Origin of the sequence: Sporosarcina jeotgali, from assembly GCF_033304595.1 — a bacterium.
Taxonomy (GTDB): Bacteria; Bacillota; Bacilli; order Bacillales_A; family Planococcaceae; genus Sporosarcina; species Sporosarcina jeotgali.
Map to the genome: position 1 here is coordinate 1,245,171 of NZ_CP116341.1, position 13,436 is coordinate 1,258,606.

Here is a 13,436-nt window from a genome sequence, read left to right on the forward strand (position 1 = left end):
ATTCATTGTTGCTTATGAATCGCCTGGCGGGCAAGTGCATCGGCTGCCCGATTCATATCGTCTGCAATCCATTTGATGAAAAAGTACTCGAAGTTCCTAGTGAGCTCGAGTGCTTTTTTTAAGTGTGGTTTATATAGTTCATTTTTAACAAATTCCTTTTCTACTGCCTGGACAACGAGTTGTGAATCACTGCGAACAGAAAGAATTCCAGTAGTAAGCCGTACAGCTTCTTCTAGACCTCTAATGAGCGCTAAAAATTCTGCTGTATGGTTATCACATGGTGGAATCGGCTCTGAAATCTTGAGGGAGTGACCTTCGCCTGTTATGTATATTCCGATGCCGCTTTTCCCGGGGTTTCCTGCACTTGCACCGTCTGTGTATAATTCAATCATCTGCGCATTCCTCCTGTATAGTTGCATCCTTCCGACAGAAAACTTACAATTAACACAGGGTCTGATTGGAGGGACTTATGATGAAAACAACTGTTATTACTGAAATTGATGAACTACTCGATATGTATTGTGAAGGATGTCTAGTGAAAAAACAATTAACACAAGAACGCGGCAAGACAGAAGCGCACAAATTTTGTATACGCGAATGTACAGTGGGTGACCAGCTTCGATTTCTCGGGTCTGAAATGAATAAATTAATGAAATAAGATCCCGCTGAATAAATCAGAGGGATCTTTGCATTCTATAAATAGTGATCATTGGTCGGCTGTAGATACATTTGCCGCTTGAGGACCACGATTACCTTCTATAATTTCAAAAGAGACAAATTGTCCCTCATCCAGCGTTTTAAAACCTTCTGCTGTGATGCCTGTGAAATGGACGAAAACATCTTGTCCGTCATCCGCTTCAATGAAACCGTATCCTTTTTCATTACTGAACCATTTGACTTTACCGTGGTACATAATTATTCCTCCTCGGCGTTAGATGTCTTCCCACTTTAACCATGGTTAAGTTTACTATACCCCAACCTTTTATGAAGGTCAAACGCACTATCAGATTTTTTGAACTATAAAAAGGAGTGATTTTGAAAATGACATACACTGAACAGTGTGCGATAGTAGCGAAAGAAATATACCAAAAGTTTGATGCAAGTCATGATTTTGACCATATATTACGGGTTTTGCAAAATGCCTTTGAAATAATGGAAGGAATGGAAGGAGTGAATCGGACAGCTGTAGAATTGGCGGTCTATCTTCATGATATTGACGATCCGAAGTATTCGGAAGTCACTGGTACATCCGCCGCAGCATTATTACAAGGATTAGCTGTACCACAAGATCTTCAGGAACTTGTTTTAGCTGCAATTGAATCCGTATCGTTCAGCGGCGGCAATTCAAAAGAACTTGATTCCATTGAAGGTGCAATTGTTCGAGATGCGGACCGATTAGACGCAATTGGAGCGATCGGCATTGCGCGAACTTTTGCTTATGGCGGTGCGAAAGGACGTAAACTTTATGACCCGACAGAGAGTATACGCACAAGCATGTCAGAATATGACTACCGTTCTAAAAAAACAGCATCGATAACCCATTTTCATGAGAAATTATTTTTATTAAAAGATTTAATGGTCACAGAACGAGGGAAACAACTTGCGGAAGATCGCCATCAATTCATGAAACAGTTTGTGAAACAATTAGAAATTGAAACAGGACTATCATTATAAAATCGAACGCATAAAAAAGCAGGCATCACTCAACAAGGATGCCTGCTTTTCGTAATGCTTCAAACGCACGGTCGAGCTGTTTTTCACTATCCGCCATCACAGTATGTAAGTGTGTGTGATCATCTGACAAGGCAGATAGATAAACGGCATTGGATGCTGTAATTTTATCGAGGAATTCCTTCACTTCCATACGATTGGCAACCATAATGGAGGCAGTTAAGTCGCCATATACAGGATGTTCCACCCGAACATCTTTAACGGTCACACCATGATCTACAAAAATCGTCAATTCCTCTTCGGTTTGGTTTGCAGCATGCTGACACACGGCGATTCGTTCGATTTGGCCAGAACCTTCAGAGTCATTCATGTACATATACCCTCTGCTGGTGGCAACAATGGGTTCATCCACTGCTTTTAGCAAATTAATATCACCTACTACTATTTGTCTGCTGACACCAGTTCGTTCGCCAATCTCTTTTCCGGTCAATGGAGTATCCGCATGTTTTAATAGCTCGAGAATTTGTGCTCTTCGTTCTTCACTTGCTGTCCGATTTGTCGACATTGTTCCGTCATCCCCTTTTACCTGTCATTCATTTTTTCTTTCTGAAATCTTTTAAACGCTCGTAGATAGCGGCTGACTTTTTCTCTTCCCCGGCTAAAACGGGTGTGTAAAACTGCAGGTTAGCTATAGCGTCCGGTAAATAAGATTGGTTCACCCAGCCGCCAAATGAACCGATAGGATGATCATGGGGATAGATGTAACCTCCATGTCCTAGTTTTTCAGCCCCCGCATAATGCGTATCGCGCAAGTGCATAGGTATATCACCAGTTTTCCCTTGATGGATCGCAGCAATTGCGGCATCTAATGCTTGATAGGCGGAATTAGATTTTGAAGCCAGGCACATTTCAATTACAGCATTCGCTAGCGGGATTCGTGCTTCGGGCATCCCTAAACGGATTGCGGCATCTGTTGCTGCAGCTACATGAGGGCCGACTTCTGGTGCAGCAAGTCCGATATCCTCATAAGCCATTACGAGCAGTCGGCGGTTCACGGCGACCAAATCTCCAACTTCGAGTAAGTGTGCTAAATAATAGAGAGCGGCATCCGTATCACTGCCTCTAACCGACTTTTGCAAAGCAGATAAAAGATTATAATGATGTGAACCGTTTTTATCTCCAAAAACACCGATTCGCCCGATTAAGTTCTCGATGAGCCAATCTTCGATAAGCACGGTACCGTCTTCTTCATCAGAAGCTGATATAAGGGATTCGAGTAAAGTCAGTGCTTTACGTGCGTCTCCGTTGACACCTTCAGCAATTTTTTCGATTTGTTCATCTGTGATTTGAATGGTTTGTTTTCCAAGACCTCGGGCTTCGTCAGTGAGTGCACGGTTAAGCAAAAGAATCAAATCTGCTTTTTCAAGCCGGTTAAGCTGAAGGATTTCACCGCATCTTGAACGTATAGCGGGATTGACGTCATGAAAAGGATTTTCTGTCGTTGCTCCGATTAAAACGACTGACCCATTTTCAACATGAGGCAGAAGTGTATCTTGCTGTAATTTATTAAACCGGTGGATTTCATCCAAAAACAAAATGACTTTCCCTGTAATACGCGCTTCGTCTACAACCCGTTCAATATCTTTTTTACCCGAAGTGGTTGCATTTAAGGGAATGAACGTCAAATTGGTTGAACCGGCAATTGCATAGACAAGAGAGGTTTTTCCAATACCCGGTTCCCCGTAAAGTAACATGGAGGGCACATGGCCGTTTTTAATCATCCGATAAAGCGCCGTATTTTGGCCGATGACGTGCTGCTGACCAGCAATTTCGTCAATCGTACGCGGCCTCATTCTAAATGCTAGAGGTTCGTTGTGCATGGTATCCCTGCTTCCATTCAAAAGTGTTCTGTAGGATTTAGTATACATGTGCAGTCGCATGAAGTCATTTCAAGGAAGCCGAGTGTTCGAATATGATATACTATCTGAAGCAATTTCAAAAAAAGGACGATGTCTTATGAGAATATCAACAAAAGGAAGATATGGCTTAACCATAATCGTTGAACTTGGCAAAAGATACGGAGAAGGTCCGGTTCCGTTACGGAAAATCGCGGAAGAACAAACTTTGTCAGAAGCGTACTTGGAACAACTGATTCCGTTGCTTCGAAACGGCGGTTTGGTTAAAAGTATCAGAGGGGCATATGGCGGCTACAAATTATCAAAAGAACCATGCGAAATGACAGCGGGGGATGTCATCCGTCTTCTCGAAGGTCCCATTCAGCTTGTAGAAGGACTCGAAGAAACAGATATCCCGCAGCAATCACTATGGCTGAAAATCAGTGAAGCAGTCCGTGAAGTACTCGACACGACTACCATAGAAGATTTAATTCAATCCGAGCTGAACCAACCAAAATCAGACGGTTATATGTTTTATATTTAAAGGAGTTATCATCATGAAAACACCTATCTATTTAGATCACGCAGCGACAACGCCGATACGGCCGGAAGTCGCACAATTATATATGGAAACAATGCAGACAGTTCCCGGCAATCCTTCCAGTATCCACAGCCATGGAAGGATTGCGAGAAAACAGGTTGACGATGCGCGGCAAATACTTGCCCGCTCGATTCACGCTGAACCAAGTGAGATTATTATAACTTCGGGGGGAACAGAAGCGGATAATCTGGCGGTCACGGGAACAGCAATGAGCAGAAAGCATCTTGGAAAACATATTATTACAACAGTGATTGAGCATCATGCTGTGCTGACAACTTGTGAAACACTTGAAAAAAACGGATTTGATGTGACGTATTTACCGGTAGACCGGAATGGACAAGTGACTGTTCAGCAAGTAGCTGAAGCGCTTCGCGAAGATACAATTCTTATCTCCATTATGTACGGAAATAATGAAGTGGGAACTATCCAGCCCATCGAAGAAATCGGGCAATTAGTAAAGGAGCACCAAACATTGTTTCATACTGACGCTGTCCAAGTTTATGGCGTTCTGCCGCTCAATGTTTCCGAGTTGCATGTTGACTTACTGTCCGTTTCTTCGCATAAAGTGAATGGCCCTAAAGGAGTGGGTTTCCTTTATCAACGTAAAGGAATTGACCTTTTACCACTTATGCATGGCGGTTCACAGGAACGAAAACGACGTGCAGGAACTGAAAATGTTCCAGCCATTGCTGCTTTTGCAAAAGCTGTACAACTTTCCACTGAAGAGCAGCTTGAAAAAGCGGTGCGTTATACATCATTTCAAACGAATATGAGAGAAATGTTCAAAAAGCTGGGGGTCAGCTATGAACCCACTATTGAAGAAGGAACTCCTGTGCTCCCTCATATTTTCAATGTGTACTTTCCTGGAACGGATATTGAATCGCTTCTTGTCAATTTAGATTTAGACGGCGTATCTGTATCCAGCGGTTCTGCTTGTACTGCAGGTTCTCTGGAGCCTTCTCATGTTTTGCTTGCGATGTTCGGAGAAAAATCACCGCGTCTTCGAAGTTCTGTGCGTATCAGTTTCGGCTTTGGCTTAACAGAAGAAGACGTACAGCACGCGGCAGAACGGATTGCACGTATCGTAATACGGACTGTGAAATAACACCTAAAAGGAATGAATTATAAATGAGAATCGATAAAGCTAAAAAAGATACAAGAGTCGTTGTTGGCATGTCGGGTGGCGTAGACTCATCTGTCGCTGCATATCTGCTGAAGCAAGAAGGCTATGAAGTAATAGGAATCTTTATGAAGAACTGGGATGATACAGATGAATTTGGTGTCTGTACAGCTACAGAAGATTACGAAGATGTGATTAGCGTTTGTAACCAAATAGGAATCCCTTATTATGCAGTGAATTTTGAACAGCAATATTGGGACAAAGTTTTTACGTACTTTTTGGATGAATACAAAGCAGGCAGAACGCCAAATCCAGATGTAATGTGCAACAAAGAAATTAAATTCAAAGCATTTTTAGAGCATGCGATGAACCTGGGAGCAGACTTCCTTGCAACGGGTCACTACGCACGGATTGCTGAAACGGAAGACGGCGTTGCGATGCTCCGCGGGGTCGATACGAACAAGGATCAGACATATTTTTTGAACCAGCTGAACCAAGAACAGTTGTCTAAAGTGATGTTTCCAATCGGTGACATGGAAAAAAGCCGTGTTCGTGAAATTGCAGAAGAGGCCGGCCTTGCTACTGCCAAGAAAAAAGACTCCACAGGGATTTGTTTCATTGGAGAACGGAATTTCAAAGAGTTCTTATCAAATTATTTACCGGCACAACAAGGTGATATGAAAACAATGACAGGCGAGAAACAAGGACGTCATGACGGATTGATGTATTACACAATCGGACAGCGTCACGGTCTTGGAATTGGCGGTTCCGGAGAGCCCTGGTTCGTAATTGGAAAAGATCTCAAAACCAATACATTATTGGTCGGACAAGGCTTCCATCATGACGCACTCTATTCGGATAGTTTGACAGCTACAGAAATGAGTTTCACGACTGCACGGGTGCTGCCAGATGAATTTACATGCACAGCTAAATTCCGTTACCGCCAAGCGGATACCGGTGTAACTGTTAAAATGACAGGACCTGCAACAGCTGAAGTCGTATTTGACACTCCAGTACGCGCGATTACACCAGGGCAGGCGGTTGTCCTTTACGATGGAGATGTATGTCTAGGCGGGGGAACCATCGATACAGTCATAAAGAATGGAAAAACACTCGATTATGTTGGATAAGGGAGAACTGAAAATGGGACACAATGAACAAGCGATAGAAGCGCTGCAATCCGGTAACTTTGAAAAAGCAGTGGAAGAATTCATTAAAGCGGCAGAAGAAGCACCGGACGATCCAGTCGGTTATGTAAATGTCGGGAATGTATTTGCTTCCATTGGAGACATTGAAAAAGCGGAACCGTTTTTCCAAAAAGCACTTACGTTAGATGGTGAAATGGGAACTGCGTTTTATGGATTAGCCAACCTATACTTTAACCAAGAACGATATGAAGAAGCGACAACTCTTTATGAGAAAGCAATTTCATGCGGTGTTCAAGAATCGGATGCCTATTTCATGCTAGGGAAAAGTTTGGAGCGTGCAGAAAAAGGACGCTTGGCACTGCCGTATTTGCAGCGTGCACTTGAATTAGCACCTGACGATCTGGAAGTACGTCTATCTTATGGGATTTTGCTGGCAAATGAAGGTGTCTATGACCTTGCGGAAGACCACTTCCAATCGATCTTGGAAGTGGAGCCTGAAAACTCTGATGCTCACTTCAACTTAGGATTCTTATTTGCGGTTTCTACAGAAGACAAGGAACAAGCGCTGCATCATTTAGAGCGTGCTTACACGATTGACCCTGAACATGTCCAAGCTCGGTATATCTACGACATGATTCAAATGGGAGAAGAAAACGAATCCGCTGACGAGTGAGGTGACGCTAGACTATGGAAAAAACCGATTCAGCAGTTCAAGAAGAACCTTTTTTAATTGGCAGAGCGGTCGTAACGATTTTCCATAACCCTGATAGTTTGTTTACAATTGCCAAACTGAAAGTGCGAAAAACAAATTGTTCGTTTGAAGGGAAAGAAATTGTCGTCAAAGGGAACTTTCCGAAACTATCTGAAGAGGAAGAGTACCGGTTTACCGGAAGACTTATCAATCACGCAACGTATGGTCAGCAATTTGATGTAAAGACGTTTCAAAAAGAATTACCGGCAACTGAAACAGGGTTAATTCACTACTTGTCAGGAGACATGTTTCCTGGAATTGGACGAAAAACCGCTGAAACGATTATTAATCATTTGGGCCCGGAAGCGATTCGCAAGATTATGGAAAATGAAGATGTTTTGGATGAAGTTCCGCGTCTTAACGCTGAAAAAAAAGAGACACTTGTTTCCGTTCTTCGGGATAATCTTGGTTTAGAGCGGACCATTGTCAAATTGAATGAATGGGGATTTGGACCGCAGGTTGCGATGAGGATTTATCAAACATATAGAGAAGTAACGATTGAAAAGCTGACTGAAAATCCATATCGGCTTATTGAAGATGTGGAAGGAGTAGGATTTCAACGTGCGGATGAACTTGGCAGACAGCTGGGAATCACAGGTACTCATACTTCTAGAATTCAAGCTGCAATCCTGCATACAATCAACACAGGGATTCTCTCTAGCGGTCATGTGTACTTGGAAGCTGTTCAAGTGTTACCGGAAGTCAAACGTCTTTTGGAATCCAGTCAACCTGAAGAAATTCCCTTCAAACTTATTTCAACAGCTATTATTGAATTAGTAGAAGAGAGCCGTTTGAGTGCAGAACAGCGCAAACTCTATTTGCCTTCCTTATATTTTTCAGAACTGGGAATTGCTTCGAAGATGGAACGTATCTTGGACCAGGATCGAGAAAATACATTTCCGTCCTCAGAAATGAGAAAAGCCATCGGAGAAACGGAAGAACGTCTGGACGTTAACTATGCAGAAACGCAAATTGCGGCTATTGAACAAGCGCTTAATTCGCCTGCCATGATCTTAACGGGGGGACCGGGAACAGGGAAAACGACAGTCGTAAGAGGTCTCGTTGAAGTGTACGCAGAGCTTCATGGCTTGACGCTTGATCCGAAAGAGTATGCCAAAAAGGAAGAGCCGTTTCCGATCATCTTAGCTGCGCCTACTGGGCGCGCTGCAAAGAGACTATCAGAGTCTACCGGTCTGCCAGCAATGACAATCCATCGGCTTCTAGGCTTTACCGGGCAAGAAAAAGAAGAAGAAACCGAACGTGAAATCAAAGCGAGACTGGTTATTATTGACGAGGCATCTATGCTGGATACGTGGCTCGCGCATCAGTTATTGAAAGCAATCGATGATGATGCTCAAATTTTGTTTGTCGGAGACCAAGACCAGCTTCCTTCTGTAGGCCCTGGGCAAGTGTTGCGTGATTTTTTAGAGTCCGGCACAATACCTGTTGTTGAACTGACTGAAATTTATCGCCAAAGTGCTGGTTCGACAATTATTGAACTGGCGCATGCCATCAAAAAGTCTGAACCGCTTGGTGATTTAGCGATGAAAACATCTGACCGTTCATTTATCCGGACTGATGCAGACCAAGTAACGACCGCAGTCAGCCAGATTGTTAAAAATGCATTAGCAAAAGGTCAAGCGATTAAGGATATTCAAGTGTTGGCACCAATGTACAAAGGTCCTGCAGGCATTGATGCGCTGAATTCGATGATTCAGGAAATGGTGAATCCTGCTTCTTCCGGCCGCAAGGAAGTGACGTTCGGAGATGTTGTATACCGAATCGGAGACCGTGTGCTGCAACTCGTCAATCAGCCAGAAAGCAATGTCTTTAATGGGGATATGGGTGAAGTGATCTCAATCCTGAAAGCCAAAGAGACGATTGAGAAAAAAGATCTGATGATTGTCTCGTTTGACGGGATTGAAGTGACCTACGAACGATCGGATTTAAATCAGTTAACGCTGGCCTATTGCTGCTCTATTCATAAGTCACAGGGAAGTGAATTCCCTACAGTCATTATGCCGGTTGTCCGCAGTCATCGTAAAATGCTTCGCCGCAATTTACTGTACACAGGGATTACTCGAGCCAAAAACTTTCTAATTCTTTGTGGCAGCCCTAACGAATTTGCAGAAGGCATCGCTCGGATGGACGAGCGTGAAAGGCAGACGACTCTTAAAGAACGGCTGCGCGGGGAAAGCCTGGAGCCTGTTGCATCTGATACACCTAATGCTGAGACGACTATCTCTGATCGAGAAGTATCCGCTAATACAGCTGATGCTTTGACTGATGCATCCGTTCAAACAGGTCCAGCAGGTGAAACCGTGGAAGTTGTTCAATCCCAAAAGGAACTGCCGCATGTTTTATCTATTGAAACGATTTTGGATGTGGACCCGATGGTAGGGATGAATGGTGAAAGTCCTTATGATTTTATGGTGAGTGTGGATTGACAACACTTTCCGACTTCCTTATAATCCAAGTATAGCTTGAATACAAAACACATTGATGGAGAAAGTATGCATGATGGCGTGTGGAAAGAGAAGTTCCCCCTGGCTGAAAGGGAGCTCGCACAATGATTGCAGAAAGCTGCTCCGGAGTGCGGGTGAACCCTGCCGTATGCCGCGTTAAGGCAACTCAAGATGCTGAGGTCTACGTTTTCGGCAATGAGGGTGGTACCGCGAATAACACTTCGTCCCTTTCCAGGGGCGGAGTTTTTTTATTTTCAGCTAGGTAGAAATAGATATTTAAGGGCGCAAGTTTAGCTCATATTCCATTTTCACCATTCGCACCACATGACGCTATGCATGTACTAATAAACGCTTATCTCCAAGGAGGAATTGTTGATGAAATCACTGACAGCATCTGAAATACGCAGTTTGTTTTTAGAGTACTTTAAAGAAAAGGGCCATAGTATCGAGCCATCAGCACCACTCGTTCCAATCGATGATGCTTCGCTTTTATGGATTAATAGCGGTGTCGCAACACTTAAGAAATATTTCGATGGTCGTGTTGTTCCAGAAAATCCGCGGATCGTCAACGCTCAAAAGTCTATTCGTACAAATGATATTGAAAACGTCGGAAAAACTGCGCGCCACCATACGTTCTTCGAAATGCTCGGGAACTTTTCTATTGGCGACTATTTCAAAGAAGAAGCAATTGTTTACGCATGGGAATTCTTAACGCATCCCGATTGGATTGGATTTAATCCTGAGTTGTTATCCATTACGGTCCATCCGGAAGATGAAGAAGCATATACAATCTGGAAAGAGAAAGTTGGTTTGCCTGAGGAGCGGATCATTCGTCTGGAAGGAAACTTCTGGGATATTGGAGAAGGACCAAGCGGACCAAACTCTGAAATTTTCTATGACCGCGGACCTTCTTACGGAGATGACTTCTCTGATCCGGAACTTTATCCAGGCGGAGAAAATGACCGCTATTTAGAAATTTGGAACTTAGTATTCTCGGAATTTAACCACAATCCAGACCATACGTACACACCGCTGCCAAAGAAAAACATTGATACGGGAATGGGTCTGGAGCGAATGGCTTCTGTATTACAAGAAGTTCCAACAAACTTCGATACGGATCTTTTCTTGCCGATCATTCATGCAGTTGAAAAAGTTTCCGGCGAAGCTTATGGTGAGAATGCTGTAAAAGATACAGCGTTTAAAGTAATTGCAGATCATATCCGTACGGTTGCATTCGCTATCGGTGACGGTGCGCTTCCTTCAAACGAGGGAAGAGGATACGTGCTTAGACGTCTCTTGCGACGTGCTGTACGATTTGCAAAACAACTTGGCATAGATCGTCCGTTCATGTATGACCTTGTTCCTGTTGTGGCTGACAAAATGGCTGATTTCTATCCGCAGGTAAAAGAAAAACAAGAATTCATCATGAAAGTCGTGAAAAATGAAGAAGATCGTTTCCATGAAACATTAACAGAAGGCATGAGTATGCTGAGCGGTATTTTAGCAAAAGCGAAAACTGCGCAACAGCCAACTGTATCTGGTGCAGATGCATTCAGACTGTATGATACTTACGGATTCCCTTTTGAGTTGACTGAAGAATTTGCAGAAGAAGCAGGAGTCGCAGTGGACGAAGCTGGTTTCCGTAATGAAATGGAAGCACAGCGAAAGCGTGCACGAAGCGCCCGTCAGGATGTAGACTCTATGCACGTTCAATCCGGAGTACTTGGCGATATCCATGAATCCAGTGAATTCATTGGGTATGATCAGTTGGAAAGTGAATCCAAAATTGTTGTCCTCTTAAAAGATGGAGAACTGGTTGAGCGCGCAATTATTGAAGATGAAATTCAATTTGTTCTCGACCGCACTCCGTTTTATGCTGAAAGCGGGGGGCAAATCGCAGATAAAGGAATGATCGCGAATGATTCATTTTCTGCAGAAGTCCTATCCGTTAAGAAAGCACCAAATGGACAGCATTTGCATACGGCAATTGTCCGTTCAGGTGAAGTAACACCATCAACGTTTGTCCGGGCACAAGTGAATAAAGCAGATCGTTCATTGACTGTTAAGAATCATACGGCAACACATTTATTGCATAAAGCATTGAAAACTGTACTTGGAGATCATGTTAACCAAGCAGGTTCTTATGTAGGGCCAGATCGCCTTCGCTTTGACTTCTCGCATTTTGGACAAGTCACGAAAGAGGAATTAGAGCAAATCGAACAGATCGTGAACGAAAAGATTTGGGAAGATATCGCGGTTTCAATTGAACAAAAAGGGATTGAAGAAGCGAAGGAAATGGGTGCAATGGCGTTGTTTGGAGAAAAGTACGGTGACGTCGTACGTGTCGTGTCTGTAGGGGACTACTCGCTAGAGCTCTGTGGCGGATGTCACGTTCATTCTAGCGGAGAAATCGGTGTCTTCAAGATTGAATCAGAAGGCGGTATCGGTGCAGGAACCCGCCGAATTGAAGCTGTGACTGCAAAACAGGCATATCGTTCATTTAAAGATGAAGAGGCGGTTTTAATTGAAACTTCGTCACTTCTTAAAACCAATCCGAAAGAGCTTGCGGCTAAAGCAGCATCTTTCCTTGGTGAATTGAAGGAATTGCAGCGTGAAAACGAGTCACTTTCTGCAAAACTGGGAAATAGCCAGTTGACCGACGTGTTAGCGAACGCAAAACAGATTGACGATATGACAGTTATTGCTGCGCGTGTCGATACAAAAGATAATAATGCGCTGCGTCAAATGATTGATGAACTAAAACAAAAGGTAGAAAAAGGTGTAATCGTATTAGGTGCAGCCTCTGAAGGCAAAGTTATGCTTGCGGCAGGAGTTACTGATGACTTGAAAGGTCAACAGCATGCAGGAAAAATTGTCAGCCATGCGGCTTCATTATGCGGAGGTAAAGGCGGCGGCCGCCCTGATATGGCAATGGCTGGAGCGAAAGACGCCTCAAAACTTGATGAAGCGCTTCTTTCCGTGTATGATTATGTCAAATCTGTTTAACTGAATCCGGCTGCTGAAAGTATGGCTTGTAAGGGTCATAATATTGGTCAGCCGATCGGACAAATTGAAAGCGGGGTGTCGATTGTGAATTCATATGACAAAACGATGAAGTTCAATTTTCCTGAGGAATCGATGGAGCAAGAGGTCAAACAGGTGATGCTCCACGTGTACAAGGCATTAGAGGAAAAAGGATACAACCCCATTAATCAGCTTGTTGGCTACTTGCTCTCAGGCGATCCTGCTTATATCCCACGCCACGAGGACGCGCGTAATATGGTCCGTAAATTGGAGCGGGATGAAATTTTGGAGGAACTTGTAAAGTTCTATGTCCGTGAAAACGGAGGCAGTAAGAAGTGAGAGCGATGGGCTTAGATGTAGGATCTAAAACAGTGGGCGTCGCAATTAGCGATGCCATGGGCTGGACAGCTCAAGGAATTGAAACTGTCCAAATTGACGAAGAATCGGGTAATTTAGGTATGAAGCGGATCAAAGAACTGGTCAAAGAGTATAATGTCAGTTCGTTTGTTGTCGGTCATCCTAAAAACATGAATAACTCGATTGGTCCTCGAGCAGAGGCTTCTGAAAGATATGCCCAGTTACTAGAAGAAAAATTCAATATGCCTGCCATCCTTTGGGATGAACGGATGACTACAATGGCCGCAGAACGGATGTTAATCGAAGCGGACGTAAGTCGTAAAAAGCGGAAGACTGTTATCGATAAGATGGCAGCAGTCATGATTCTTCAAGGATATCTTGACTCAAAAACTACATGAGGTGAT

Annotated in this window: 14 protein-coding genes; 10 read left to right on the forward strand and 4 right to left on the reverse strand. The window is 43.5% G+C overall.

Annotation, left to right across the window (positions count from 1 at the left end):
• Positions 1 to 2 precede the first annotated feature (2 nt).
• Complete coding sequence (locus tag PGH26_RS05890; protein WP_323693070.1) at positions 3 to 392, reverse strand: ribonuclease HI family protein; 390 nt, start codon at positions 390 to 392, stop codon at positions 3 to 5.
• Positions 393 to 472: 80 nt separating this feature from the next.
• On the opposite strand from PGH26_RS05890, the gene PGH26_RS05895 reads away from it, so the two are divergent.
• Positions 473 to 658, forward strand: a complete 186-nt coding sequence (locus PGH26_RS05895; protein WP_431312518.1) for a zinc-finger domain-containing protein — start codon at positions 473 to 475, stop codon at positions 656 to 658.
• Positions 659 to 706: 48 nt separating this feature from the next.
• Here PGH26_RS05895 and PGH26_RS05900 read toward each other — a convergent pair whose 3' ends face one another.
• Positions 707 to 913: a cold-shock protein gene (locus PGH26_RS05900; protein ID WP_323693072.1), complete on the reverse strand. Its 207-nt coding sequence runs from the start codon at positions 911 to 913 to the stop codon at positions 707 to 709.
• Positions 914 to 1,041: 128 nt separating this feature from the next.
• Here PGH26_RS05900 and PGH26_RS05905 point away from each other — a divergent pair, with 128 nt between their 5' ends.
• The gene (locus tag PGH26_RS05905; RefSeq protein ID WP_323693073.1) at positions 1,042 to 1,674 is read left to right on the forward strand and encodes an HD domain-containing protein; all 633 of its coding nucleotides are present in this window, start codon (positions 1,042 to 1,044) and stop codon (positions 1,672 to 1,674) included.
• Positions 1,675 to 1,699: 25 nt separating this feature from the next.
• On the opposite strand, the gene PGH26_RS05910 is transcribed toward PGH26_RS05905, so the two are convergent.
• Together PGH26_RS05910 and PGH26_RS05915 are read right to left on the reverse strand one after the other, a co-directional pair.
• Positions 1,700 to 2,236: a transcription repressor NadR gene (locus PGH26_RS05910; RefSeq protein WP_323693074.1), complete on the reverse strand. Its 537-nt coding sequence runs from the start codon at positions 2,234 to 2,236 to the stop codon at positions 1,700 to 1,702.
• 28 nt (positions 2,237 to 2,264) lie between these two features.
• Positions 2,265 to 3,551, reverse strand: a complete 1,287-nt coding sequence (locus PGH26_RS05915; protein WP_323693075.1) for a replication-associated recombination protein A — start codon at positions 3,549 to 3,551, stop codon at positions 2,265 to 2,267.
• A gap of 136 nt (positions 3,552 to 3,687) precedes the next feature.
• Here PGH26_RS05915 and cymR point away from each other — a divergent pair, with 136 nt between their 5' ends.
• The 8 genes from cymR (at position 3,688) to ruvX (ending at position 13,430) form a co-directional block, all read left to right on the forward strand.
• Complete coding sequence (cymR, locus tag PGH26_RS05920; protein ID WP_323693076.1) at positions 3,688 to 4,110, forward strand: cysteine metabolism transcriptional regulator CymR; 423 nt, start codon at positions 3,688 to 3,690, stop codon at positions 4,108 to 4,110.
• Between the two features lie 13 nt (positions 4,111 to 4,123).
• Positions 4,124 to 5,272 carry a cysteine desulfurase family protein gene (locus PGH26_RS05925; protein ID WP_323693077.1) on the forward strand — a complete coding sequence of 383 codons (1,149 nt, stop codon included), beginning with the start codon at positions 4,124 to 4,126 and terminating at the stop codon, positions 5,270 to 5,272.
• A gap of 23 nt (positions 5,273 to 5,295) precedes the next feature.
• Positions 5,296 to 6,417, forward strand: coding sequence for a tRNA 2-thiouridine(34) synthase MnmA (gene mnmA / locus PGH26_RS05930; protein WP_323693078.1), 1,122 nt, complete (start codon positions 5,296 to 5,298; stop codon positions 6,415 to 6,417).
• Positions 6,418 to 6,430: 13 nt separating this feature from the next.
• Positions 6,431 to 7,108: a tetratricopeptide repeat protein gene (locus PGH26_RS05935; RefSeq protein ID WP_323693079.1), complete on the forward strand. Its 678-nt coding sequence runs from the start codon at positions 6,431 to 6,433 to the stop codon at positions 7,106 to 7,108.
• Between the two features lie 14 nt (positions 7,109 to 7,122).
• Positions 7,123 to 9,633 carry an SF1B family DNA helicase RecD2 gene (recD2, locus tag PGH26_RS05940; protein WP_323693080.1) on the forward strand — a complete coding sequence of 837 codons (2,511 nt, stop codon included), beginning with the start codon at positions 7,123 to 7,125 and terminating at the stop codon, positions 9,631 to 9,633.
• 393 nt (positions 9,634 to 10,026) lie between these two features.
• The gene (gene alaS / locus PGH26_RS05945; RefSeq protein WP_323693081.1) at positions 10,027 to 12,657 is read left to right on the forward strand and encodes an alanine--tRNA ligase; all 2,631 of its coding nucleotides are present in this window, start codon (positions 10,027 to 10,029) and stop codon (positions 12,655 to 12,657) included.
• Positions 12,658 to 12,741: 84 nt separating this feature from the next.
• Positions 12,742 to 13,014, forward strand: a complete 273-nt coding sequence (locus PGH26_RS05950; protein ID WP_025784830.1) for an IreB family regulatory phosphoprotein — start codon at positions 12,742 to 12,744, stop codon at positions 13,012 to 13,014.
• Positions 13,011 to 13,430, forward strand: a complete 420-nt coding sequence (gene ruvX, locus PGH26_RS05955) for a Holliday junction resolvase RuvX (protein ID WP_025784829.1) — start codon at positions 13,011 to 13,013, stop codon at positions 13,428 to 13,430. The genes PGH26_RS05950 and ruvX overlap by 4 nt, the downstream gene beginning before the upstream one ends.
• Positions 13,431 to 13,436 lie beyond the last annotated feature (6 nt).

Coding starts and splice junctions, on each gene's coding strand:
- PGH26_RS05910 (WP_323693074.1), bottom strand. CDS start 2,236: ATGTCGACAAATCGGACAGCAAGTGAAGAACGAAGAGCACAAATTCTC.
- PGH26_RS05900 (WP_323693072.1), bottom strand. CDS start 913: ATGTACCACGGTAAAGTCAAATGGTTCAGTAATGAAAAAGGATACGGT.
- alaS (WP_323693081.1), top strand. CDS start 10,027: ATGAAATCACTGACAGCATCTGAAATACGCAGTTTGTTTTTAGAGTAC.
- PGH26_RS05895 (WP_431312518.1), top strand. CDS start 473: ATGAAAACAACTGTTATTACTGAAATTGATGAACTACTCGATATGTAT.
- recD2 (WP_323693080.1), top strand. CDS start 7,123: ATGGAAAAAACCGATTCAGCAGTTCAAGAAGAACCTTTTTTAATTGGC.
- PGH26_RS05925 (WP_323693077.1), top strand. CDS start 4,124: ATGAAAACACCTATCTATTTAGATCACGCAGCGACAACGCCGATACGG.
- PGH26_RS05905 (WP_323693073.1), top strand. CDS start 1,042: ATGACATACACTGAACAGTGTGCGATAGTAGCGAAAGAAATATACCAA.
- mnmA (WP_323693078.1), top strand. CDS start 5,296: ATGAGAATCGATAAAGCTAAAAAAGATACAAGAGTCGTTGTTGGCATG.
- PGH26_RS05915 (WP_323693075.1), bottom strand. CDS start 3,551: ATGCACAACGAACCTCTAGCATTTAGAATGAGGCCGCGTACGATTGAC.
- PGH26_RS05890 (WP_323693070.1), bottom strand. CDS start 392: ATGATTGAATTATACACAGACGGTGCAAGTGCAGGAAACCCCGGGAAA.
- PGH26_RS05935 (WP_323693079.1), top strand. CDS start 6,431: ATGGGACACAATGAACAAGCGATAGAAGCGCTGCAATCCGGTAACTTT.
- cymR (WP_323693076.1), top strand. CDS start 3,688: ATGAGAATATCAACAAAAGGAAGATATGGCTTAACCATAATCGTTGAA.